Annotated in this window: 22 protein-coding genes; 16 read left to right on the top strand and 6 right to left on the bottom strand. The window is 68.3% G+C overall.

Going from position 1 to position 21,910, the window contains the following annotated elements:
• Positions 1–42: 42 nt before the first annotated feature.
• Together ABD104_RS26055 and ABD104_RS26050 are read right to left on the bottom strand one after the other, a co-directional pair.
• The gene (locus tag ABD104_RS26055) at positions 43–630 is read right to left on the bottom strand and encodes an amidohydrolase family protein (protein WP_343928474.1); all 588 of its coding nucleotides are present in this window, start codon (positions 628–630) and stop codon (positions 43–45) included.
• 14 nt (positions 631–644) lie between these two features.
• Positions 645–1,094 carry a carboxymuconolactone decarboxylase family protein gene (locus ABD104_RS26050; RefSeq protein WP_087841228.1) on the bottom strand — a complete coding sequence of 150 codons (450 nt, stop codon included), beginning with the start codon at positions 1,092–1,094 and terminating at the stop codon, positions 645–647.
• Between the two features lie 143 nt (positions 1,095–1,237).
• Here ABD104_RS26050 and ABD104_RS26045 point away from each other — a divergent pair, with 143 nt between their 5' ends.
• The gene (locus ABD104_RS26045) at positions 1,238–1,942 is read left to right on the top strand and encodes a GntR family transcriptional regulator (RefSeq protein ID WP_087841229.1); all 705 of its coding nucleotides are present in this window, start codon (positions 1,238–1,240) and stop codon (positions 1,940–1,942) included.
• Between the two features lie 4 nt (positions 1,943–1,946).
• Here ABD104_RS26045 and ABD104_RS26040 read toward each other — a convergent pair whose 3' ends face one another.
• Together ABD104_RS26040 and ABD104_RS26035 are read right to left on the bottom strand one after the other, a co-directional pair.
• Positions 1,947–2,756, bottom strand: a complete 810-nt coding sequence (locus tag ABD104_RS26040; protein WP_279818413.1) for an IclR family transcriptional regulator — start codon at positions 2,754–2,756, stop codon at positions 1,947–1,949.
• 6 nt (positions 2,757–2,762) lie between these two features.
• Positions 2,763–3,890, bottom strand: coding sequence for an FAD-dependent monooxygenase (locus ABD104_RS26035; protein ID WP_087841231.1), 1,128 nt, complete (start codon positions 3,888–3,890; stop codon positions 2,763–2,765).
• A 356-nt stretch (positions 3,891–4,246) separates the two neighbouring features.
• Here ABD104_RS26035 and ABD104_RS26030 point away from each other — a divergent pair, with 356 nt between their 5' ends.
• From ABD104_RS26030 to ABD104_RS25965, 14 genes are all read left to right on the top strand, one after another.
• Entirely contained in the window at positions 4,247–6,094 is a 1,848-nt protein-coding gene (locus tag ABD104_RS26030; RefSeq protein ID WP_343928473.1) for a DUF2207 domain-containing protein, read from the top strand.
• A 26-nt stretch (positions 6,095–6,120) separates the two neighbouring features.
• Positions 6,121–6,888, top strand: coding sequence for a type I methionyl aminopeptidase (gene map / locus ABD104_RS26025; protein WP_087841233.1), 768 nt, complete (start codon positions 6,121–6,123; stop codon positions 6,886–6,888).
• Between the two features lie 113 nt (positions 6,889–7,001).
• Positions 7,002–8,327, top strand: coding sequence for a bifunctional tetrahydrofolate synthase/dihydrofolate synthase (gene folC / locus ABD104_RS26020; protein ID WP_343928472.1), 1,326 nt, complete (start codon positions 7,002–7,004; stop codon positions 8,325–8,327).
• Positions 8,328–8,387: 60 nt separating this feature from the next.
• Positions 8,388–9,176, top strand: coding sequence for an SPOR domain-containing protein (locus tag ABD104_RS26015; RefSeq protein WP_343928471.1), 789 nt, complete (start codon positions 8,388–8,390; stop codon positions 9,174–9,176).
• Positions 9,173–9,661 carry a CvpA family protein gene (locus ABD104_RS26010; protein WP_087841236.1) on the top strand — a complete coding sequence of 163 codons (489 nt, stop codon included), beginning with the start codon at positions 9,173–9,175 and terminating at the stop codon, positions 9,659–9,661. Before ABD104_RS26015 ends, ABD104_RS26010 begins: the two co-directional genes overlap by 4 nt.
• Positions 9,662–9,690: 29 nt before the next feature.
• Positions 9,691–11,211 carry an amidophosphoribosyltransferase gene (gene purF / locus ABD104_RS26005; protein ID WP_087841237.1) on the top strand — a complete coding sequence of 507 codons (1,521 nt, stop codon included), beginning with the start codon at positions 9,691–9,693 and terminating at the stop codon, positions 11,209–11,211.
• A gap of 284 nt (positions 11,212–11,495) precedes the next feature.
• A complete protein-coding gene (locus tag ABD104_RS26000; protein ID WP_087841238.1) occupies positions 11,496–13,229 on the top strand; it encodes a nitrite/sulfite reductase in 1,734 nt (577 codons plus the stop codon).
• Complete coding sequence (locus ABD104_RS25995; RefSeq protein ID WP_087841239.1) at positions 13,222–13,740, top strand: DUF934 domain-containing protein; 519 nt, start codon at positions 13,222–13,224, stop codon at positions 13,738–13,740. The genes ABD104_RS26000 and ABD104_RS25995 overlap by 8 nt, the downstream gene beginning before the upstream one ends.
• Positions 13,741–13,743: 3 nt before the next feature.
• The gene (cobA, locus tag ABD104_RS25990; protein ID WP_343928470.1) at positions 13,744–14,505 is read left to right on the top strand and encodes a uroporphyrinogen-III C-methyltransferase; all 762 of its coding nucleotides are present in this window, start codon (positions 13,744–13,746) and stop codon (positions 14,503–14,505) included.
• A gap of 24 nt (positions 14,506–14,529) precedes the next feature.
• Positions 14,530–15,237 carry a MarC family protein gene (locus tag ABD104_RS25985; protein WP_087841241.1) on the top strand — a complete coding sequence of 236 codons (708 nt, stop codon included), beginning with the start codon at positions 14,530–14,532 and terminating at the stop codon, positions 15,235–15,237.
• Between the two features lie 21 nt (positions 15,238–15,258).
• Positions 15,259–15,774, top strand: a complete 516-nt coding sequence (locus tag ABD104_RS25980; RefSeq protein WP_087841242.1) for a disulfide bond formation protein B — start codon at positions 15,259–15,261, stop codon at positions 15,772–15,774.
• A gap of 9 nt (positions 15,775–15,783) precedes the next feature.
• Entirely contained in the window at positions 15,784–16,920 is a 1,137-nt protein-coding gene (locus ABD104_RS25975; protein WP_087841243.1) for an enoyl-CoA hydratase/isomerase family protein, read from the top strand.
• Between the two features lie 19 nt (positions 16,921–16,939).
• Entirely contained in the window at positions 16,940–17,629 is a 690-nt protein-coding gene (locus ABD104_RS25970; protein WP_343928469.1) for a helix-turn-helix transcriptional regulator, read from the top strand.
• A 64-nt stretch (positions 17,630–17,693) separates the two neighbouring features.
• Positions 17,694–18,068: a VOC family protein gene (locus tag ABD104_RS25965; protein WP_279818403.1), complete on the top strand. Its 375-nt coding sequence runs from the start codon at positions 17,694–17,696 to the stop codon at positions 18,066–18,068.
• 4 nt (positions 18,069–18,072) lie between these two features.
• Here the strand turns inward: ABD104_RS25965 and ABD104_RS25960 are convergent, their stop codons facing one another.
• On the bottom strand, positions 18,073–19,791 hold the full coding sequence (locus ABD104_RS25960) for a CocE/NonD family hydrolase (protein ID WP_338618761.1): 1,719 nt from the start codon (positions 19,789–19,791) through the stop codon (positions 18,073–18,075).
• Between the two features lie 22 nt (positions 19,792–19,813).
• A complete protein-coding gene (locus ABD104_RS25955) occupies positions 19,814–20,800 on the bottom strand; it encodes a tripartite tricarboxylate transporter substrate binding protein (protein ID WP_165963265.1) in 987 nt (328 codons plus the stop codon).
• A gap of 257 nt (positions 20,801–21,057) precedes the next feature.
• On the opposite strand from ABD104_RS25955, the gene ABD104_RS25950 reads away from it, so the two are divergent.
• Complete coding sequence (locus ABD104_RS25950; RefSeq protein WP_343928468.1) at positions 21,058–21,900, top strand: p-hydroxycinnamoyl CoA hydratase/lyase; 843 nt, start codon at positions 21,058–21,060, stop codon at positions 21,898–21,900.
• Positions 21,901–21,910 lie beyond the last annotated feature (10 nt).

Here is a 21,910-nt window from a genome sequence, read left to right as displayed (position 1 = left end):
CTTGGTCATCTCTCTGGTTCCTTTACCGGCATTATCGCCGGATCAGGCCCAGAGCTCTCCACTTATCGGACTGTCTGAATTTCCGCCGCCACCTCTGCGCGCCAGGTGATCCAGCACGTAGTGGCAACGCAGCCCGCGCAGCCGGTCGGCGACGGCCACCAGTTCCTCGGAACGGTGAAAGTGCAGCAGCAGGTGCCAGCCCATTTCGTCGGCCTCGGCGGCCAGGGCTTCCAACTGGTCGAAGCCTACGCCGCCGGAGACCACGGTCGACATCCGGAAGCCGCGTACGCCCCGCGCATGCAGCGCCTCGCGCTCGCGCAGCGGCGTGCCGGGCGGCAGCACAGCGATGCCCTTGATGCGGGGGCCGAGCCGTTCCATGGCGTCCAGCATCGCGGCGTTGTCCGTGCCGTGGGCGCCGCCCTGGACCAGCACGCCGCGGTCGAATCCCAGCGTGGCCAGCATGTCGCGGTACTGGTCGGCCGAGCAGTCTTCCGGCGTATAGCTGCGGTCGGGCGAGAACGGGAAGCGGTCCCGGGGACCGAAGATATGGGCGTGGCAGTCGCAGGAGCCGGGGGGCACGGCGAAGGCGGGCGCGCGGGTATCGCGGTCCGGGCCGGGGCAGGCTTGCATGGCGGGTTCCTTGTTCAGGCCTGGGCGGCCAGTTCGCGCTCGCGTTCGGCGATGCGGATCAGCATCTCGGCACCGCGGTTGGCGGCCGAGACACCCCGGAATACGAAGGCCAGGTTCACCACGGCCTGCATCTCGTGCCAGCTCGCGCCGGCGCGGCGGGCGGCCACGCCATGGATGACCGCGGCGTCGCTCAGCTCGGCCACCAGCATGGCGAAGATCAGCAACTGCACCTGCTTGTCGTCGAAATGGGCGGTCTCCAGCGCGTGCGCCCGGACCTTCTCCTGCAACTCCACCATGAGCGGATCCAGCGCGCCGGTCACGTCCAGCCGGGCCTCGACCCGCGGGGGCAGGAAACCGGCCATCTGGCGGTAGCTGGCGGCGCGCTCTTCCTTGGTGGCGAGGGGGTCGGCATAGGAGCCGAAGGTTTGCTGGACGAAATCCGGATCGGGACGCGAGCGCTGCATGAAATCTCCTTGATCGATTTAAATATAGTAATCGATTATTTTTTGTTTCTTCAATTTTTTGTTTTCATCGATAATTCTTACGAGGACGTATCGAAGCCGCTAGAATGCACGTTGCGCCACGCGCTTTCATTCCGAGTTCCAGCATGACCACACTGACCGATACGTCTTCCGCAAGCGCCCCCACGCTGTCCACCACCCTGGTCGAGGCCCTGCGGGGTTCGATTCTTGGCGGCACGCTGCTGCCCGGCAGCAAGCTCAGGCTGGACGAGTTGCGCGAGCAGTACGACGTCAGCCTGAGCCCGCTGCGCGAAGCGCTGACGCGCCTGGTGTCCGACGGGCTGGTCGTGACCAACGACAAGAAGGGCTACCGGGTGGCGCCGGTCTCGGCCGACGATTTCCGCGAGGTCACGGCCCTGCGGATGAACCTGGAGGTCATGGCCCTGGGCGAGTCGATCCGGCGCGGCGACGAAAACTGGGAAGATGCGCTGGTGGCCGCGTACCACCGGTTGAGCCGGCTCGAGGCCGCGGACCGCAGCGGCGACAAGCTGCCGGCCTGGGAGAAGGCGCACCGCACCTTCCACATCACCTTGTTTTCGGCCTGCGGCATGCCGCTGCTGCTGCGTTTTTGCAATACGCTGCATGACCTGAGCGACCGCTACCGCCGCCTGTTCCTGGCCAGCAATTCGCCCGACCGGAACGTGCCGGCGGAGCACGAGGCCATCTACCAGGCCGCCCTGGGCCGCAATGCCGAACTGGCGTGCGACATCCTGCGGCAGCACCTGTCGCGTACGGGGACGAATCTATTGAGCGTGCTGCCGGACGGGGAGTCCGGCGCGGCCGGCCGTTGACCGCTCAGTTGGCGGGCGGGTAGCCCCGGCTGCCCAGCAGCGACGACAGGTCGCGCGCGGCCTGCAGGACGACCTGTTCGGTGCGGGTGCGGGAATCGGCATCGGCGCCGAATGCCGCCTCGGGGCCCGCCACGCTGATGGCCGCGGCGGCCTCGCCCAGCGCGCCGAACACGGGCGCGGCGCAGGAGTTGATGCCTTGCTCGAATCCCGAGAAGCTCCAGGCACAGCCGCGTTCGCGGTCGGCCGCCAGTTGGGCGCGCAGCTTGCCGGCCTGGGCCGCCGCCGCGGGATCCGCGGCCAGCAGCGCATCCAGGATGGCCGGCGGTTGCCAGGCCAGCAGCATGCGGCCCGGCGTGGTCAGGTGCGCCGCGACGCGGCTGCCGACGCGCACGCTGCTGATTAGGCCGGCCTCGGGCATGTCGCGCAGCAGGTAGACGACGTGGCCGCCATCGAGCGCGGCCAGGTAGGCGGAGACGTTCAACTGGCGCCGCACGTCGGCCAGCACCCGGCGGCCCAGGTCCAGCATGTCGTTGGCCGCGGTGGCGGCGGTGGCCAGTTTCAGGAACGGGAGGCCGATGCGGTGCCCCCCCTGGGGCAGGGCTTCCAGCACGCCTTCGTGTTCCAGCGTGGCGATCAGCCGCATGACCGTGACGCGGTTGACGTCGATGCTGCGGCCGACCTCGCTCAGGTTGGACGTACTGCCGCCGTCGACCACGTAGCGCAACAGCCGGAACGCCCTGACCACCGGCGAGACCAGGGCGCCGGGCTTGCCGGCGGATTCGTCGCTGTCCAGGGGTTCTGCGGAAAATGACATGGAAGATCAGGCCAGGGGCACGGTCCAGGCATTGTATTCGTACACCCAGTCGGCATTGCCGCCTTCCTTGAGCCAGTTGTTGCCGCGCGAGCCGATCTGGACCCGCGCGGTGCGGTCGTGGCGGGCGGCCTCGTAGCGCTTGAGGGCTTGCGCGGGCGCATCGGGGGTGTCCGCCAGGTAGCGGGCCAGCACCACGGCATCCTCGATCGCCATGCCGGCGCCCTGGGCCATGAAGGGCATCATGGGATGGCAGGCGTCGCCCAGCAGGGTGATGTTTCCGCGCGACCAGGAAGGCAGCGGGTCGCGCACGTACAGCGCGGACTTCAGCACTTCGTCGCAGGCCGCGAGCAGCGCCCGCGCCTCGGGATGGAAATCGGCGTAGGAGGCGCGCAGTTCGTCGACGCTGCCCGGCATGGTCCACGACTCATGGCGCCAGCTGTCCTGGGGCGTGGTGGCGAAGATGAAGATATCGCGGCCCAGGTTGAGCGGGAAGGTGACGATCTGGGTCTCGGGATTGGGGCCCCACCACTTGGTGAAGGCGCCCAGGTTGGGCACGCCTTCCAGGCGCGAGGCCGGCACCACGGCGCGATAGGCCACCACGCCGGTGAAGTCGGGATACTCGTCGCCCAGGAGGTGCTTGCGGACCGTGGAGTGGATGCCGTCCGCGCCGACCAGCACGTCCACGCGCTGGGACGTGCCGTCCTCGAAGCGCACAGTGATGCCGTCCGCGCCTTCGTCTATGCCCACGGTGCGCTTGCCGAGGTGGATCGTGGCGGCGGGCACGGCCTGCTCCAGCGCGGCCAGCAGGTCGGCCCGGTGCATGGTCAGCTGGGGCGCGCCATAGCGCGTTTCGGCGGCCTGCGACATTTCCAGGCGGGAGGTTTCCTCGCCCGTATCCCAGGTGCGGCTGATGCGGTGCGTGGGGCGGGCCGCGGTCTTGCGCAGTTCGTCGCCCACGCCCAGGCCATCCAGCGCCAGCACGGCGTTCGGGGTGAGGTTGATGTCGGCGCCGACGCGCGCGAACCTGGGGGCCTGCTCGAAAACCACCGATTCCAGGCCGAGCTTGCGCAGGGCGATCGCCGCTGCCAGCCCGCCTATGCCTGCGCCGCTGATACCGATGAGGGGCGATGCCATGGAACTTCTCCTGTGCCGTGCTGGGTTGTACAAAAATGAACGATAAGTTCAAAAAATTCTAGAGACGCGGCAACCGGATGTCAATGGGAAAAACACCTGCGCCTGGCCAGGAAAGGGCACGCACGCAGGCGCCGCTGTGACGAGGAAACAACTTGAGACGGGCGCGAGCGCCCGGGCGCGCGGTCGATGGTACAGTCCTGCCAAAACAAGGCTGGTGTCATGTCTGAGAGCGGATCGCATCCCCGGGCCAAGGCGGCCCACGTCGTCACTTTCCCCGTAATGGCCGCCGCCGGGCCGGCCCGCGGATCCGCGCCGCGAGGGCCGCTTCCTCGATCCGCCCGGTGACGAGGCCGGGCATGAGATCCTGTCTGCTGGCCCTGTGCTGGCTGTTCGTCCTGGCCGGGCCGGCGCGCGCGGACGAACGCATCCTCGAATTCTTCAGCGACATCAAGGTCGAGCGCAGCGGCGACCTCCTGGTGACCGAGAACCTGCGCGTACGCTCCGAAGGCAAGCAAATCAAGTACGGATTGCAGCGGGATTTCGCGCGCTTGTACCGGCGCGCCGATGGCAGCCGCGCGGCCGCCGGGCTGGACGTCGTCTCGGTGCGGCGCGACGGCCGGGCCGAACCGTTCGTTTCGTCGCGCCTGCGGGACGGCGTGCGGATCTCCACCGGCCGTCCGGACGTGGTGTTCCGTCCCGGCGAATACCAGTACACCCTGGTGTATCGCGTCACGCGGCAGTTGCAGGCGGCCGGCGCCGAGGACAGGCTGGCCTGGGACGTGACGGGCACGGATTGGTCCCTGCCCATCGACCGGGTGCGCGTGCGGGTCGTGCTGCCGTCGGACGAACCGGTCCGGCAGGCCGCGGTGGCCGGCGGCGCCGGCGCGCCGGGGCGGGTGCAGGAAAAGGAGGCCGGACGCGTGGTGTTCGTCTCCACGCGCGTGCTGGAGCCAGGCCAGAACATGACGGTCGAACTCGGTTGGCCGGCGGGCGAGGTGCGGCGGCCCGGGCCGCTCAAGGCCTGGTGGTACGGTGTGCAGGACCACGCCGAGTTCTGGGTCGCCGGCGTCGGGCTCGCGCTGCTGCTGCTTTATTACCTGGCCGCCGCCACGCAGGCCTGGCGGCTGGGGCGGCATGACAGGACGCCGCAGGCCGATCCGCCGGAAGGCCTGTCCGCGCCCGCGCTGCGCTACGTATACCGCAAGGGCTATGACCGCTGGGCCTTCCTGTCCGGCATGATGGAATTGCTGGCCCGCCGTTCGGTGCAGGTGCTGGAGCGGGCGGACGGACGCTATCTCGAGCGCCTTCCCAACCAGACCGGCAGCGATGCGCGCCACGATCCGCTGCTCAACGCCATGCTGGGCCGTTTTTTCGCGGGCGGCCGCACCCTGCTGCGCCTGGACGGACTGTACCGGCGCTGCTACGACGAAGCGCAAGGCGGCCAGCGTGAATGGCTGGACGAGGCCTATGCCCGCTCGCTGTTCGTGGTCTACGGCGATCGCGCGCGCAAGGGGGCCTATCTCTGGATCGCCATGACGGTGGCCCTGGTCGGACTCGCCATCGTCCGCGAGGGCAATCCGCTGTCGTGGGCCGCCTGGGGCATCCTGCTGCCGCTGCCCGCGGTGCCGGCCTGGTTCGCGGTCTATGCGCAGTGGCGGGCCGGGGCGACCAGCCTGGCGAGCCGCACGGTGCTGAGCGTGCTGGGACTGCTGTGCCTGGCGGGCGGGCTCGCGGTGCTGGCCACGCACGTGGAGTCGGCCAGGCTGCTGCTGATCGGACTGGCGCCGCTGGCCTCGCTGGTGCTGGTGTGCGCGGGCTTTCTCGGCCTGCGCGGCTATACCGCGCAAGGGCGGGCCCTGCGGGCCCGGATAGACGGCTTCCGCAGGTTCCTTGCCCGTCCGCCGGTCCTTGCGTCGGCCGATGCGGAAAGCGCGCTCGCCCGCTACGAACGTTACCTGCCGCATGCGCTGGCCCTGGGCGTGGATCGCCGCTGGGCGGCCGCGCATGCGGCGCAGGCGCGAAGCGCGGCCTCGGCCGCGCGGGTGGACATGCAGGCCCGCTATGGCGGCCTCCACGACCCGCTGGCCCGGCCGCGCGCGGTGATGCGCACGCTGGACCGCTGGGCCGCCAAGGCCTCGCCGGTTCGCGCCCCGCGCACCGCGCGCGGCGGGGATGCGGAAGAGGCCGGCGAAGGCCGGCGGTAAAATCGGGCAAACACGGAGTTCCCCGCATGGCAATCACCCTCAAGTCCCCGCAGGAAATCGAAGCGATGCGCGTGGCGGGCGGCATGGCGGCCGAGGTCCTGGAGATGATAGGCGAGTATGTCCAGCCGGGCGTCTCGACCGAAGAACTCGACCGCCGCTGCTACGAATACATCACCCAGGTCCAGAAGGCCATTCCCGCCAACGTCGGCTACCACGGCTTTCCCAAGACGCTGTGCACGTCCATCAACGGCGTGGTCTGCCACGGCATACCCAAGCCCGAGGACGTGCTGCGCGACGGCGACATCATCAACATCGACGTCACCGTGATCCGGGACGGCTGGCACGGCGACACGAGCCGCATGTTCTACGCCGGCACGCCGTCGCCGGAGGCCGAGCGCCTGGTCAACGTCACGCTGGAAAGCATGCTGCGCGGCATCGCCGCGGTGCGGCCGGGCGCGACGCTGGGCGACGTGGGCGCGGCCATCCAGACCTATGCCGAAGATGCCGGGTTCTCGGTGGTGCGCGATTTCTGCGGGCACGGCATCGGCCGCAAGTACCACGAGGCGCCCCAGGTACTGCACTACGGCCGGCCGAACAGCGGCCTGCGCCTGAAGAAGGGGATGGTGTTCACCATCGAGCCCATGCTCAACGCCGGGCGCCACGAGGTACAGGTGCTGGACGACGACTGGACCGTGGTGACCGTGGACGGTTCGTGGTCCGCGCAGTGGGAGCACATGGTGGCCGTGACGGACGACGGCTACGATATCCTGACCGCCTGGCCGAACCGCCGCTGAGATTTCCGTTCTGTCCGTGGCCCGCAGCGCCGGGCCATGCCGTTCCCGCCGCCGCGTCCGTATCGGCGCGGCGCGTGTTTCCTAGTCATCCTCTTGTCCTGCCGGTCGTATCCATGCCGTCTTCCGCTTCCGCTTCACGCCCCGACGCCCACAGCCCCCTGGCGCAGTGGCTGGCCTATCTCGAATCCATCCACAGCCGGCCGATAGACATGGGCCTGGACCGCGTGCGCGAGGTGGCCGGGCGCCTGGGGCTGGCCCTGGACGCGGTCACCATCGTGGTGGGGGGCACCAACGGCAAGGGCTCGACCTGCGCCATGCTCGAGGCCATGCTGCTGAGCGCCGGGTACAAGGTCGGGCTCTACACCTCGCCGCACCTGCTGGATTTCAACGAACGGGCGCGCGTGAACGGCGAACCCGCCAGCGACGCCGCGCTGACCGAGCAGTTCGCCGCCGTGGACGCGGCCCGTGGCGATACGTCGCTGACTTATTTCGAACTGACCACGCTCGCCATCCTGCGTCTGTTCGCGCAGTCGGGGCTGGACGCGGTCATCCTGGAAGTCGGGCTGGGCGGCCGCCTGGACGCGGTCAACATCGTCGACGCGGACTGCGCCATCGTGACGAGCGTCGACCTGGACCATGTCGAGTGGCTGGGCGACGACCGTGAGAAGATCGGCTGGGAGAAAGCCCACATCTACCGTCCCGGCAAGCCCGCCATCTGCGCCGATCCCATGCCGCCGCAATCGCTGGTGGACTACGCCGGGAGCATAGGCGCCGACCTCTGGCGCTTCGGGCGCGACTACAACTACGCGGGCGACAAGCAGCAATGGAACTATGGCGGCCGCAAGCAGCGCCGCAACGCGCTGGCCTATCCGGCGCTGCGCGGCGCCAACCAGTTGCTGAACGCTTCGGCGGCGCTGGCCGCGCTCGAGGCCCTGCACGACCGGCTGCCGGTGCCCCAGCAGGCGGTGCGGCTGGGCCTGTTGCAGGTGCAATTGCCCGGCCGCTTCCAGATCCTGCCCGGGCAGCCCACGGTGATCCTGGACGTGGCGCACAACCCCCATGCCGCCGCCGTGCTGGCCGACAACCTCGACAACATGGGGTTTTATCCGTACACCTATGCGGTGTTCGGGATGCTGGGCGACAAGGACATCGACGGTGTCATCGCCAAGCTGGGCGACCGCGTCGACCATTGGTATTGCGCCGGCCTGCCCGGGCCGCGCGGGCTGGGCGGCGAGGAGCTGGCCGCGCGCCTGCGGGCCCGAGGCGTCAAGGAAGACAAGGACTCGTCGATCCAGGCCTACGCCGACCCCGCCGCGGCCTATGCGGCGGCGCGGGAAAGGATGGGCGAGGGTGATAGAATCCTGGTCTTCGGATCTTTCCTTACCGTGGCAGGCGTGTTGGCGTCGATGCGTGCGGCCAGGCCCGCCCGCGCGGTCTGAGCCGGAGCCCCCTCAGGGGGCGGCGCAAGACCCTGCCGCCCGTTTCAGCCGGACGTATCAATGGGATTGCTCGAGCGCAAGAAGAAGGCGGCCACGACCACGGCCAAATCCAGCCGCGCCGGCTATGCAGCCGGGGCCGATTCGCAGGATCCCGCCCAGGAAGCGCGCCGCCGCGCCAGGCGCCGCCTGGTAGGCGCCATCGCCCTGGTCCTGGCGGCGGTCGTCGTGCTGCCCATGGTGCTCGATTCCGAGCCGCCCATGCTGCCGGACGACATCCCCATCCAGATTCCCGACCGCAACCTGGCCACGCCCGAACCGGTGGCCAAGGCGCCGGCACCCGAGGCGCCCGCCGCGCCGCCTCCGGCCGAGGCGCCCGCGCCGCAGCCCAAGCCGGAGCCCGCGGCGCCCCCCGCGCCCAAGCCGGAGCCTCCGAAGCCCGAGGCGCCCAAGCCCGAGCCGGCGAAGCCGCTGGCCCAGCCCGAACCTCCCAAGCCCGCGCCGCCCAAGCCGGCGCCCAGCGACACGGCCCGCGCCGATGCCGCGCGCGCCGAGGCTGCCCGGGCCCGCGCCTTGCTGGAAGGCGGCACGTCCGCCCCGGCGGCGCCCAAGCCCGACAGCAAGGGCAGTTTCGCGGTGCAGATCGCGGCGTTTTCCACCGAGGAGCGCGCCAACGACATGCGCGACCGGCTCAGCGCCGCAGGCATCAAGAGTTTCACCGAGCGCGTGAAGACCGGCAAGGGCGACGTGTTCCGCGTCCGGGTCGGTCCCTTCGCCTCGCGCGAGGCGGCCGATGCCGCCCGGGCGCGTGTCAGCTCGGCCGGTTTCAGTAGTTCCATCGTGCCGCTGTGACCAGTTTCGACTACGGCGTCCTGCTGATCCTGGGCGCGTCGGTGGTGATCGGCCTGTTCCGCGGCCTGGTGAAGGAAGTCCTGTCGTTGATCGCCTATGTCGCCGCATTCGTGGTGGCGGTGCGCTACGGACCGCTGGCCTACGAGTGGCTGGCGGCGTATATCGAGAATTCGGGCCTGCGCGCGATCGTGGCCTACGCGGGCGTGTTCATTGCCGTGCTGCTGGCGGTAGGCCTGGTCAACGTGGCGCTGGGGCTGCTGCTCAAGGCCACCGGCTTGTCGCTGGCCGATCGCGGCCTGGGTGCCGTGTTCGGCCTGGTGCGCGGCGTGGTCATCGTGATGGTCCTGGTGGTGGCGGCGGGATTCACGCCCTTGCCCAAGGAGCCGTGGTGGACCGGAGCCGTCCTGTCTCCCTATGCGGAAGAGGGCGTGCGGGCGGTCAAGCCGTATGTGCCGGAACAGTTCGCGGACTGGATCCGCTATTAAGAAGTTTGTGCTGCTGATAAGAGGCTCTCATGTGTGGAATCGTCGGTGTCGTCTCGCACGCGCCGGTTAATCAGTTGCTCTACGACAGTCTGCTGCTGCTGCAGCATCGCGGTCAGGATGCGGCGGGCATCGCCACGTCCCAGGGCAATACCTTCAATATGTACAAGGCGCATGGCCTGGTCCGCGACGTCTTCCGTACGCGCAACATGCGTTCGCTGCCCGGAAACTCGGGCATCGGCCAGGTCCGCTACCCGACCGCCGGTTCCAGCTCCAGCGCGGAAGAAGCCCAGCCGTTCTACGTCAACGCGCCGTTCGGCATCACCTTCGCCCACAACGGCAACCTGACCAACTGGGAGTCGCTGCGCGAGGAGCTGTTCCGCGTCGACCGCCGCCACATGAACACCAATTCCGATTCGGAAGTGCTGCTCAATGTGCTGGCGCACGAGCTGCAGCGCGCCTCGAACGGCGTGTCGCTGGACGAGGACGCCATCTTCCGGGCCGTGTCGGCGGTGCACAAGCGCGTGCGCGGCGCCTATGCGGTGGTGGCCGAGATCGCCGGCTACGGCATGCTGGCCTTCCGCGACCCCTACGGCATCCGGCCCCTGTGCCTGGGCAAGGTCGAGACCGAGGGCGGCGTCGAGTGGATGGTGGCCTCGGAGTCGGTCACGCTCGAAGGCATGGGCTTCAAGTTCGAGCGCGACGTGGCGCCCGGCGAAGCCGTGTTCATCGACCTGAACGGCCGCTTTACCTCGCGCCAGTGCGCGGACAACCCGCAACTGAGCCCCTGCATCTTCGAATACGTCTATTTCGCGCGGCCCGATTCGCTGATGGACGGCGTGTCGGTGTACAGCGCGCGCCTGCGCATGGGCGAATACCTGGCGGACAAGGTTGCCCGCAACCTGCGCCTGGGCGACGTCGACGTGGTGATGCCGATTCCCGACTCGGCCCGGCCGGCGGCGATGCAGCTGGCCGCGCGGCTGAACCTGGACTACCGCGAGGGGTTCATCAAGAACCGCTATGTCGGCCGTACCTTCATCATGCCCGGCCAGGCGGTGCGCAAGAAGTCCGTGCGCCAGAAGCTCAACGCCATGAGCGAGGAGTTCAAGGGCAAGAACGTGCTGATCGTGGACGACTCCATCGTCCGCGGCACCACCAGCGGCGAGATCGTCGAGATGGCCCGCGCGGCGGGGGCCAACAAGGTGTTCTTCGCGTCGGCGGCGCCTCCGGTGCGCTTCCCGAACGTGTACGGCATCGACATGCCCACCCGCAGCGAACTGATCGCCCATGGCCGCTCCGACGAGGAGATCGCCCGGGTGATCGGCGCCGACGCGCTGATCTACCAGGACCTGGCCGCCATGCGCCAGGCAGTCAGCGACATGAATCCGGCGCTGACCCAGTTCGAGTCGTCGTGCTTCGACGGGCATTACGTGACGGGCGACGTGACGCCGGAGTACCTGGACCACATCGAGCGCATGCGCAAGAGCCGTGGCGAGGAAAGCGGGGCCGGCGGCCTGCGCGTCAACATGGGCTCCGCCGCGAACGAAATGTGACCCCACCCCCCTACGCCCGCCCCCTCAAGGGGGACGGCGCTGGCGGACCGGCAAAGCCGGATCCGCGGCGCCCTGGGCCGATATGAGCGGAGGTTTTTGCCTCCGCTTTTTTTTAGATCTTTTTCTGTATATGCACATTACGAACCGGTCGTTTTATTCATAAGCCGGTCTTTGTAAGCTGCAAGCCTGGGTGCGCGCCCGCGCGGGATACGCATGCCCGCTCCGGCCCGAAGCGTCGGCGCGCTCCGCCCATCGCCAATCGGCCACATCTAGAGGCTTGCTGCATGTACCAGTATCAACCCGTCGATCAGTTGCTGGTCGATCAACGCGTCGCCCAGTTCCGTGACCAGACGCGGCGTTTCCTGAACGGGCAACTCAGCGAAGACGACTTTCGCACGCTGCGCTTGCAGAACGGCCTGTATATCCAGCGCCACGCGCCCATGCTGCGGATCGCCGTGCCCTACGGCATGCTGGCCTCGCGCCAGCTCCGCACGCTGGCATACATCGCGCGCAAGTGGGACCGCGGCTACGGGCATTTCAGCACCCGGCAGAACATGCAGTTCAACTGGCCCAAGCTGGAAGACGTGCCCGACATCCTGGCCGAACTGGCCAAGGTGCAGATGCACTCGATCCAGACCAGCGGCAACGACATCCGCAACACGACCACGGACCAGTTCGCCGGCGTCGCGCCGGACGAGATCGTCAATCCCCTGGTCTGGTGCGAACTGATCCGGCAGTGGTCCACCTTCCATCCCGAGTTCGCGTTCCTGCCCCGCAAGTTCAAGATCGCGGTCAGCGGCGCGGTCACCGACCGGGCCGCGGTGGGCGTGCACGACATCGGCCTGCAGGCGGTCGAGCAGGACGGCGAGATCGGTTTTCGCGTCTGGGCGGGCGGCGGCCTGGGGCGCACGCCGCTGGTGGGGCAACTGATCAACCCGTACGTGCCCTGGCAGCACCTTCTGACTTATCTGCAGGCCATCCTGCGGGTCTACAACTTGCATGGCCGGCGCGACAACAAGTTCAAGGCGCGCATCAAGATCCTGGTCAAGGAATTGACGCCGCAGGTGTTCGCCGAAGAGGTCGAACGCGAATGGCAGCATCTGAAGGACGGCCCGGAGACGGTCACCGCCGAGCGGATCCAGGCCATCGCCGAGCGCTTCACGGCGACGCCTTATGCCGCCGACCCGGGCCCGGACACGTCGGCCCAGCACGCCGGCAATGACCCGCGCTTCGCGCGCTGGCTGCGGCGCAATACCCATCACCACAAGGTCCACGGCTATGCCGCCGTGACGCTGTCGCTCAAGCGCACGGGCGTGCCGCCGGGCGACATCACCGCCGACCAGATGGACGCGGTGGCCGACCTGGCCGACCGCTACAGCTTCGGCGAGATGCGCGTCTCGCACGAGCAGAACCTGGTGTTCACCGACGTGGCGCGAAGCCAGCTCTACGAACTGTGGAAGGAGCTCGACCAGCTGGGCCTGGCCACGCCCAACATCGGTTTCCTGACCAACATCATCGCCTGCCCGGGCGGCGACTTCTGTGCGCTGGCCAACGCGGTGTCGATACCGGTGGCCGAGGCGATCCAGCGCCGCTTCGACGACCTCGACTACCTGCACGAGATCGGCGAACTGGACCTGAACATCTCCGGCTGCATCAATTCCTGCGGGCATCACCACGTGGGCCACATCGGCATCCTGGGCGTGGACAAGGCCGGCGAGGAGTGGTACCAGGTCACGCTGGGCGGCCGCCAGAGCGGGGCCGCCAAGCCGCTGCCGGACATCGAATCCATGCGGGGCGCCGGCGCGGCGATCGGCCGCGTCATCGGCCCGTCGTTCGCGCGCGAGGAAGTGGCCGACGTGGTCGCCACGCTGGTGGAGACCTACATCGACCTGCGCGACAGCGATGCCGAGCGCTTCATCGACGTGGTCGAGCGCGTGGGCATCGATCCCTTCAAGACCCGCGTCTACGCCGAGCGCCAGCAGGCCAAGGCGGCCCAGGTGGAGGCCGCTCATGTCTGAGTCGCAGCAAGCCGCCACGCTGATCCGGCACCGCAACCTGGAGGTCGACACCTGGAAGCGTTTCGAGCCCACCGAGACCCGGCCGCTGCCGGCCGATGACGAGGACTGGCTCGTGCCGCTGTCCGTGTGGCGGTCGGCGCGCGCCGAGCTGCGCGGACGCCGCCGGCCCGTGGGGGTGCTGCTGGGGCCCGCCGACGATCCCGCCGAGCTGGCCGAGGAGGGCAGGATAGACCCGACCGGACTGGCGCTAATCGCGGTCGATTTTCCCATCTACACCGATGGCCGGGGCTATTCCATCGCCTACCTGCTGCGTACGCGGCTGGGCTGGCAGGGGGAGCTGCGAGCCGTGGGCGACGTGATGATAGACACCGTCCACTACCAGGCCCGCTCGGGTTTCGACAGCTTCGCGATCAAGCCCGGCCACGATCCCGAGCAGGCCCTGCGGGCTTTCGGCACCTTCACGGCCGCCTACCAGCAAAGCTATCCGGTCCCCGCCGCGCGGCAGGGTTGATCCATGGGCAAAGTCTATCTGGTGGGCGCGGGCCCTGGCGCGGCGGACCTGCTGACCGTGCGCGCGGCCCGGTTGCTGCAGCAGGCCGACGTGGTCTTCCATGACGCGCTGGTGGACGGCGACGTGCTGGCGCTGGCCCCCCGGGCCCAACTCGTGGCCGTGGGCAAGCGCTGCGGGCAGTTGTCCACCGTGCAGCAGTTCATCAACCGCCAACTGGTCGATGCCGCCCGCCGGCATGCCTGCGTGGTGCGGCTCAAGGGGGGCGACCCCATGCTGTTCGGGCGCGCGCAAGAGGAGATCGCCGCCCTGGCCAAGGCGGGCATCGAGGTCGAGGTGGTGCCCGGCATCAGCGCGGCCTTCGGCGCCAGTTCGGCGCTGGGCCTGTCCCTGACGCGCCGCGGCCTGAGCCGCAGCGTCGTGTTCCTGACGCCCGCCGTGGGCAGCGGCGAGCGTCCCCACGCCTGGGCGGACGCCGCCCGGGGCGCCGATACCGTGGTGCTGTACATGGCCAGCCGCCAAGCCGAGGCGATCGCCCAGGGGCTGATGGCCAACGGCATGCCGCCGGGACGTCCGGCGGTGCTGGTCGAGAATGCCAGCCTGCCGGCCCAGCGCGTGCTGCCGACCACGCTGGGGCGCCTGCCCGAGGCCGCGCAGCAGCTGGGCACGGGGCCGGCGCTCATCATGGTGGGCGAGATCTACGCCGAACTGCTCGAGCAGGCCGCGGGCCGCCTGGAAGCGGAAACGAGGCGGACGGCTGCGGCCTGACTTCATTTCTCTTACACTTCGGTCATGTTGATCGAAGACTACGGACTCGCGCTGGGCAAGAGTTTCCTGTTTTCCCTGGCGACACTGCTCCCCATCCTGAATCCCACGGCGACGGCACCGATATTCCTGTCCCTGACCGAGGGCGCTTCCCCCGGCGTGCGGGAGGTGCTCGCGGCCCGCATCGCCCGCAACGTTCTCCTGCTGCTGTTCGCGGCGATGCTGATCGGGTCCATCGTGCTCGATTTCTTCGGCATCTCGCTGGCCATCGTCCGCGTGGGCGGGGGGCTGCTGGTGGTCGCGAGCGCCTGGCGCCTGCTCAACTCCAGCGATGGCGGCGCGGAGCGCTCGGCCCGCCTGGCCGAGGGTTTCACCGTTGAAATGGCCAACCGCCGGGCCTTCTATCCCCTGACGTTCCCCATCGCCTGCGGTCCGGGCTCCATCGCCGCGGCCATCACCGTGGGGGCGAGCCTGCACGATCACGCCTCGCTGTTCATCAGCGGCACCCGCATCGCCGGCGCGGTGCTGGGGCTGTCGCTGGTGGCGGCATCGGTGCTGCTGTGTTTCCGTTATGCCCAGCAGTTGCTGCGTCTGCTGGGCGATACGGGAACTGTCGTGTTCCTGCGCTTGTCAGCATTCATTCTGCTTTGCCTCGGGGTCCAGATCGTATGGGATGGGGCCTCCGAACTGCTCCTGAGCGTACTGCGCCAGGTCCCGCTGCACCCACCTACCTGAGAGCCCTCGCGGCCTTTATCCATGAAAACCGTACTCGTTGATCGCCTGCTCGCATTCGCCGCCATCGCCAGCCTGGGAGCCGTGGCGGTCGCGCTGGTGTCGCAGCACGTCTTCGACATGCAGCCCTGCGCCTGGTGCGTGCTGCAACGCCTGATCTATCTCGCGATTGCGGTATTCGCAGTGCTGGGGCTGGTTCTTCGCCGGCTGGCGGCGGCGCAGAAGGCCTGCGCCGGCATCGTGGCGGTGCTGGCGCTGGCCGGCGTCGCCACCGCCATCTACCAGCACAACGTGGCGTCCCAGCTGATGAGCTGCGACCAGACCTTCGCCGACCGCTTCATGACGGGCTCGGGCCTGGATGGGGCGCTGCCCGCGGTGTTCGGCATCTATGCGACCTGCGCCGACGCGGCGGTGGACCTGCTGGGCGTACGATACGAGATATGGAGCGTGCTGCTGTTCGCGGTGCTGGCCGTGGCAGGCATTGCCGCCCTGATGCTGCGCCGGCGTCCGCGATCGCTGTTCGCGGGCGGCGCCCAATAGGAGTCCGTCATGCAGGCCCGCGCCACGCCTCCGGTCCACTTCCGTGAAATCTCCGCCGGCGGAGGGCGGCGCCTGGGCGTGGCCACGCTCGATGCGCAGGCCACGCTCAATGCCCTGTCGCTGGAAATGGCCGAAAGCCTGGCGGCGCAGCTCGATGCCTGGGCCGCAGATCCGGCCATCGCGGTCGTGGTGCTGGAAGGGGAAGGGCGCGCGCTATGCGCCGGCGGCGACCTGCGAAGCGTGTACCGCGAGATGCTCGAACACCGGGGCGACGGTCCGCCGCGCCGCATCGCCCGTTTCTTCGAGCGCGAATACGGCCTGAACCACGCGATCCATGTCTATCCCAAGCCGCTGCTGTGCTGGGGCAACGGCATCGTCATGGGCGGGGGCATGGGCCTGCTGATGGGCGCGAGCCACCGCGTCGTCACGGAAACGTCGCGCCTGGCCATGCCCGAGATCGTCATCGGCCTGTTTCCCGACGTGGGCATGTCCTGGGCCCTGAACCGCATGCCGGGCAAGTCGGGCCTGTTCCTGGGGCTGACCGGCGCGACGCTGCAAGCCGCCGACGCGCTGTTCGCCGGCTGGGCCGACTACCACATCGCCCATGCCCGCAAGCAGCAGGTGCTGGATGCGCTGGCCAGGCAGGCCTGGGCCGGCGATCGCCGCACCGACGACCTCCTGCTGCACGACGTGCTCGATGCCTGCCACGCCGCCCCGGATCCGGCGGAAGGCCCGTTGCGGCGCAATCTGGATGCCGTGGCGGCGCTGTGCCGGGCACCGGCGCTGGACGACGTCATCGGCGCCATCCTGCAATACGACGGCGGGGACCCGTGGCTGGAGGGGGCGCGCGATGCCCTGGCCAAGGGCGCGCCGAGCACCGCGCGGCTGGCCTGGGAACTGCAGCATCGCACGCGCCATATGTCGCTGGCCCAGGTCTTCCAGCTGGAGTACCAGGTCGCCCTGTGGTGCTGTACCCGCGGCGACTTCCAGGAAGGCATCCGGGCCTTGCTGATCGACAAGGACCGCCGTCCCGCCTGGAAGGCCACTCATGGGACCGAGGTCGGGGCCGCCTGGGCCGACCGGGCCTTCCGCGACATGGCCGCGGATTTTCCCGTGCCGGCTTCGTTGCGGGCCCTGGCCGGATAGCGGCCGCGAGCCTGCCGCCGTGTCCCGGTCCGAGCGCCTGTTCGCCTTGCTCCAGGCCCTGCGGCGCCGCAGGCGGCCGGTCAGCGGGCGGCTGCTGGCCGAGGAGCTGGGCGTCAGCCTGCGTACGCTCTATCGCGACATCGCCAGCCTGCAGGCCCAGGGTGCCCAGATCGAGGGCGAGCCCGGCCTGGGCTACGTGCTGAAACCGGGTTTCCTGCTGCCCCCCATGATGTTCTCGGAAGAAGAGATCGAGGCTCTGGTGCTGGGGTCGCGATGGGTGGCCCGCCGCACCGACGGGCCGCTGGCCTGGGCGGCCCGCAATGCCCTGGCCAAGATCGCCGCCGTCCTGCCCGACGAGCTGCGCCGCGGCCTGGATACGTCCGCGCTGCTGGTGGGGCCGGCGTTCGCCCAGGAGCGGGTGGACCTGTCCGAGATCCGCCGTGCGATCCGTGCCGAACACAAGCTCGACATCGTCTACCGCGACGGCGACGGCGCCGCCTCGCATCGCCTCATCTGGCCGTTCGGCCTGGGGTTCTTCGAGCAGTCGCGCGTGGTGCTGGGCTGGTGCGAACTGCGCCAGGATTTCCGCCATTTCCGGACCGACCGCATCCAGGCCATGACCGCCACGGACCAGCGCTACCCGCGCCGGCGCCAGGCCTTGCTGAAGGCATGGCGCGAGAAAGAGGGCATTCCTCCACAGGAAGTTTGATGCTGCCAGAAATTGGCAGCATGGGTCGCTATCCTGGACACGTCTACCAACCAGGAGCGACTTCATGGACCATCCCAACTTCGTCATTCTCTACGTCGACCAACCCGAGGCCAGCGGCCGGTTCTATGCGGACCTGCTGGGCGCCCGCCCGATCGAATCCTCGCCCACCTTCGTGCTGTTCGCGCTGGATACCGGCCTGATGCTCGGCCTGTGGTCGCGGCACACCGTCGAGCCGCCGGCCGGCGCGCCGGCCGGCGGCAGCGAACTCGTCTTGCGCATGGACAGCTACGAGGCGGTCGACGCGCGCTGCGCGGACTGGACGGCGCGCGGCATTTCGCTGCTCATGCCTCCCACGACCCTGGAGTTCGGCCGCTCCTTCGTCGCGCGGGATCCGGACGGGCATCGGTTGCGCGTGTTCGCCCCCGAAGCGGCACGATAGCCTGTCAGTCGCTGGCGGGGATGATGGGCAGCGTCAGATAGGACGCCTGTTCCGGTCCGCTGTACACGGTGGTACGGCCCTGGAAATCCTCGCCGCCGCGATCCGCGGGGTCGGTATGGGTGAGCCGGCCCTTGATGCCTTCGAATTCGAAATCCCTGCCTTGTATCGTCAGGCGCAGGCGGTAGCCGCGCGGGATGACGATGGAGGTGGGCCAGATTTCGAGGTCGAGGGGATAGGCGGTACCGGGTTCGATCTTCTGGACCTCGTCGTGCGCATGGAAGATCCGGTAAGGCATGGACATCTGTTCGTCGACCTTGCGGTGCGAGGCGCGCAGCCATCCCCGGGTCAGCGGCGTCGGTTCGTGGGCGCCGTCGAAGACGATTTCCTTGCCGTCGGGATCGAAAAGCCGGAGGACGGCGAAGAGGTCGGCATCCCGGGTGGAGGAGGACACCCAGATGCGCAGCGGGATGAAGCCGGTGATCTCGGTCGTGGCTTCGAAGGGCGGGGTGGTGAAGTCCAGGTGCTCGTGCTGGGCCTGAAAGCCGGCGCTGGCGGCTTGGGCGGGAGCGGCGGTATCGAGGGTCGCGTTGCCCGGATGCAGGTAGAACCTGGTCCACCGGGTGCGCGCGAGCGGAAACTCGTGTTCGGCGCGGCGGATTTCGCCCTCTACGGTCCGGATGGACAGCAGGACGGGCGGGGTCTGGTCCCAGCCGTTGGGCAGGCCTTTCAGGAAGTGATCGAAGAATTGTTTTTGCAGCGCGATGTAGCGGGGCAGGTAGAAGCTTTCGTAGTGGGTGCCGATGTGCATCGACAGCCATTTCTGCGTGGAGCCGGCACGCAGGTAGCCTTCGATGTTGCCGCGCAGGTGGTTGCCGGGGCCTCCCCAGTTGCCGGCGGACAGGACGGGGACGGTGATGCGGGAAAGGTCGGGCGTGCGTTCCTTGTGCCAGGCGTCGCACAAGCCGTGCCGCGCCATTTCCGCGGGATAGTCGCTGCGGTTGGCGGCCAGCAGGGCTGCGCTCAGCGCGGGGCCGGTCGTGGGCTGGCCGTCGTCGCGGTCGCGATAGGGGGTATCGCCGTTGCCATGCTGGTTGGACAGCACCTGCTTGGGCCACCATGAGTTCAGGAAGCCGTTGCTGCGGATGCCGCCATGGTAGCCGTAGTCGCGGTAGTGGTCGGACCGGCCCTCCCAGGGCACGATGGCGGCCAGGTGCCTGGGACGCAGCGCGGCGACACGCCATTGGGTGGCGGCATAGTACGAGATGCCGATCAGGCCGACCTTGCCGTTGCTCCAGGATTGCGTGCCGGCCCACTCGATGGCGTCGCGGTAGTCCTGGATTTCGCGCGGCGACATGGGGTCGAGGTAGCCCGGCGACTTGCCGCTGCCGCGCGCGTCGACGTGGATGACGACGTAGCCGTCGGGCACCCACCGCTCGGGGTCCACGGTTTCCCAGCGCAGGTAGCGGCCAGTGGAGCCGTCCTGGCACAGGCCGGGATGCAGGCGCTGCAGTTTCTCCCATTGCGGCTTGAAGCCGTCGGCGAAGTGGACGTCCTTGCCGTATACCCCCTGGGCCATGACGACAGGGTAGCGCCCCGGTTCGGCGGGGCGGAAAACGTTCGCCTTCAGGACGATGCCGTCGTCCATCGGGATCTCGACGTCTTTTTCGAAGACGAGGGCATGGGGGGCGGCTCGATGCCGGGCTGGGGTGTTCGGTTCGGTCACGATCGGGTCTCCGCTTGCGTGGCTATTGTTTTTCGATCCTGGCGGCCTGCATGATGTCGGTGTAGGTCGCGGTTTCCTTGGCGAGGTAGTTCGCCATGTCCTGGGGCGACCCGCCCGCCACGTCCAGCCCCATGGAGGCAAGGCGCTCCTTGATCGCGGGCGAGGCCAGCGCGTCGTTGAAGGCGCGGTTCAGCTTGGCGACGATCTCGGGCGGCGTGCCCGCCGGGGCCAGCGCCCCCTGCCAGCCACCCTGGACTTCATAGCCGGCGACGCCGGCTTCCTCCATCGTCGGCACGTCGGGCAATTGCGGGAAACGCGTCGAGCCGGTCACGGCGATCGCGCGCAGCGTTCCGCTCTTGACCTGTTCGATCGCCGAGACCGGGTTGAGGAAGGCCAACTTCACTTCGCCGGACATGACCGCATTCATGGCGGGGGCGGCGCCCTTGTAGGGGACGTGTACCAGGTGGGTGCCCGCCTTGTAGTTGAAGTACTCGGCGACCAGGTGCATGGTGTTGCCGATGCCGGCCGAGCCGTAGGGGATGTTGGAGTTGGCCGGCTTGGCGAGCTTGACCAGGTCCTGCACGGTCTTGACCGGCAGGGAGGGCGTGACCACGAGTACCTGGCCGCGCGTCGATCCCACCAGCACGACGGGGACGAAATCCTTGGCGGTGTCGTAGGGCAGGGACTTGTACAGCAGGGGATTGATGACGTGCGAGCCGGTCGTGTAGAGCAGGGTATAGCCGTCGGCCGGCGCCTTGGCCACGAGCTCCGACGCGATGATGGAGTTGGCTCCCGCGCGGTTCTCCACGATGACCGCCTGCTTGAGCCGCTTGCCCATTTCCTGGGCGAGGATGCGCGACACGGTGTCGGGGTTGCCGCCGGGCGAAAAGGGCAGGATCAGCTTGATGGGACGGTCGGGAAACGTGTCGCCGCCGGCGGCGGGCGCGGCGATGGTCAGGGCTGCGAGGCAGGCTGTGGAAAGCCCAGCCAGAAAAACCGGGTTCTTCATGATGTGTTCCTCCTCCATGGCGGTATTCCCGACGGGATCGGGACGCGCCTCTTGTCGTTGTCGTTCAGGCGGTCTGGAAAAAAATCGATAAAACTCTCAATGAAAATTTTTGTCGATAAAATTATATGGATAAAAACAATATCGACGATCAAGGAAAACCCCGAGCCCTCATGAAATAAAAGAATGTTTCCTTATATAAAGTAATCTTATATAATGCCTCGTACGCAATTCATCCGGCATCCACGAGGAGACAAGCCATGAGCGCCAACCAGACCGCCGTCCAGTCCAACGACCAATCGCCCGTACTCGTCGATTTCGAAGACGGCATCGCATGGGTCACCTTGAACCGGCCCACGAAACGCAACGCCATCAACCCGGGCATCGTCTACAACATGGTCCGGGTGCTGGAGGAACTCGAGGCGGACGACCGCTGCAAGGTCCTGGTGCTGACCGGCGCGGGCGACGCGTTCTCGGCCGGCATGGACCTGCGTGAATACTTCCGCGGCACGGACAACGATCCCAAGGAACGCATCAAGCTGTATCGCGCCAACGCCCAGTGGCAATGGCGCCAGTTGCGCTTCTACGCCAAGCCCACCATCGCCATGGTCAACGGCTGGTGCTTCGGCGGCGCCTTCACGCCGCTGGTGTCCTGCGACCTGGCGATCGCCGCCGAGGACGCGCAGTTCGGGCTCTCCGAGATCAACTGGGGCATCATCCCGGCCGGCGTCGTCAGCCGCGCGGTGGCCTCGCTCGTGCGCGAACGCGAAGCCATGTACTACGTGATGACGGGCGAAACCTTCGACGGCCGCCGCGCCGCGGATATCGGCCTGGTCAACGAGGCCGTGCCGCGCGAGCGCCTGCGCGAGCGGACCCGTCAACTGGCCAAGGTCCTGATGGAAAAGAACCCCACCGTGCTGCGCACGGCCAAGATCGCCCATCGCATGGCGGCCGAAATGAGCTGGGAGCAGGCGACCGATTACCTGATGGCCAAGGTCGACCAGTCCACCTTCCACGATCCCGAGCGCGGCCGCGACAATGCCATGAAGCAATTCCTGGACGAGAAGTCGTTCAAGCCCGGCCTCGGCGCGTATCAGCGCTAAGACGGCACGA

The organism is Pigmentiphaga daeguensis (assembly GCF_039523035.1).
Classification (GTDB): domain Bacteria; phylum Pseudomonadota; class Gammaproteobacteria; order Burkholderiales; family Burkholderiaceae_B; genus Pigmentiphaga; species Pigmentiphaga daeguensis.
This window is presented reverse-complemented; position numbering and strand designations above follow the sequence as displayed.

Coding starts and splice junctions, on each gene's coding strand:
- ABD104_RS26030 (WP_343928473.1), top strand. CDS start 4,247: ATGAGATCCTGTCTGCTGGCCCTGTGCTGGCTGTTCGTCCTGGCCGGG.
- ABD104_RS26045 (WP_087841229.1), top strand. CDS start 1,238: ATGACCACACTGACCGATACGTCTTCCGCAAGCGCCCCCACGCTGTCC.
- ABD104_RS26055 (WP_343928474.1), bottom strand. CDS start 630: ATGCAAGCCTGCCCCGGCCCGGACCGCGATACCCGCGCGCCCGCCTTC.
- ABD104_RS25995 (WP_087841239.1), top strand. CDS start 13,222: ATGTCTGAGTCGCAGCAAGCCGCCACGCTGATCCGGCACCGCAACCTG.
- ABD104_RS26015 (WP_343928471.1), top strand. CDS start 8,388: ATGGGATTGCTCGAGCGCAAGAAGAAGGCGGCCACGACCACGGCCAAA.
- ABD104_RS25955 (WP_165963265.1), bottom strand. CDS start 20,800: ATGAAGAACCCGGTTTTTCTGGCTGGGCTTTCCACAGCCTGCCTCGCA.
- ABD104_RS26040 (WP_279818413.1), bottom strand. CDS start 2,756: ATGTCATTTTCCGCAGAACCCCTGGACAGCGACGAATCCGCCGGCAAG.
- purF (WP_087841237.1), top strand. CDS start 9,691: ATGTGTGGAATCGTCGGTGTCGTCTCGCACGCGCCGGTTAATCAGTTG.
- ABD104_RS25980 (WP_087841242.1), top strand. CDS start 15,259: ATGAAAACCGTACTCGTTGATCGCCTGCTCGCATTCGCCGCCATCGCC.
- ABD104_RS25950 (WP_343928468.1), top strand. CDS start 21,058: ATGAGCGCCAACCAGACCGCCGTCCAGTCCAACGACCAATCGCCCGTA.
- cobA (WP_343928470.1), top strand. CDS start 13,744: ATGGGCAAAGTCTATCTGGTGGGCGCGGGCCCTGGCGCGGCGGACCTG.
- ABD104_RS26050 (WP_087841228.1), bottom strand. CDS start 1,094: ATGCAGCGCTCGCGTCCCGATCCGGATTTCGTCCAGCAAACCTTCGGC.
- ABD104_RS25965 (WP_279818403.1), top strand. CDS start 17,694: ATGGACCATCCCAACTTCGTCATTCTCTACGTCGACCAACCCGAGGCC.
- map (WP_087841233.1), top strand. CDS start 6,121: ATGGCAATCACCCTCAAGTCCCCGCAGGAAATCGAAGCGATGCGCGTG.
- ABD104_RS26000 (WP_087841238.1), top strand. CDS start 11,496: ATGTACCAGTATCAACCCGTCGATCAGTTGCTGGTCGATCAACGCGTC.
- folC (WP_343928472.1), top strand. CDS start 7,002: ATGCCGTCTTCCGCTTCCGCTTCACGCCCCGACGCCCACAGCCCCCTG.
- ABD104_RS25975 (WP_087841243.1), top strand. CDS start 15,784: ATGCAGGCCCGCGCCACGCCTCCGGTCCACTTCCGTGAAATCTCCGCC.
- ABD104_RS26035 (WP_087841231.1), bottom strand. CDS start 3,890: ATGGCATCGCCCCTCATCGGTATCAGCGGCGCAGGCATAGGCGGGCTG.
- ABD104_RS25985 (WP_087841241.1), top strand. CDS start 14,530: ATGTTGATCGAAGACTACGGACTCGCGCTGGGCAAGAGTTTCCTGTTT.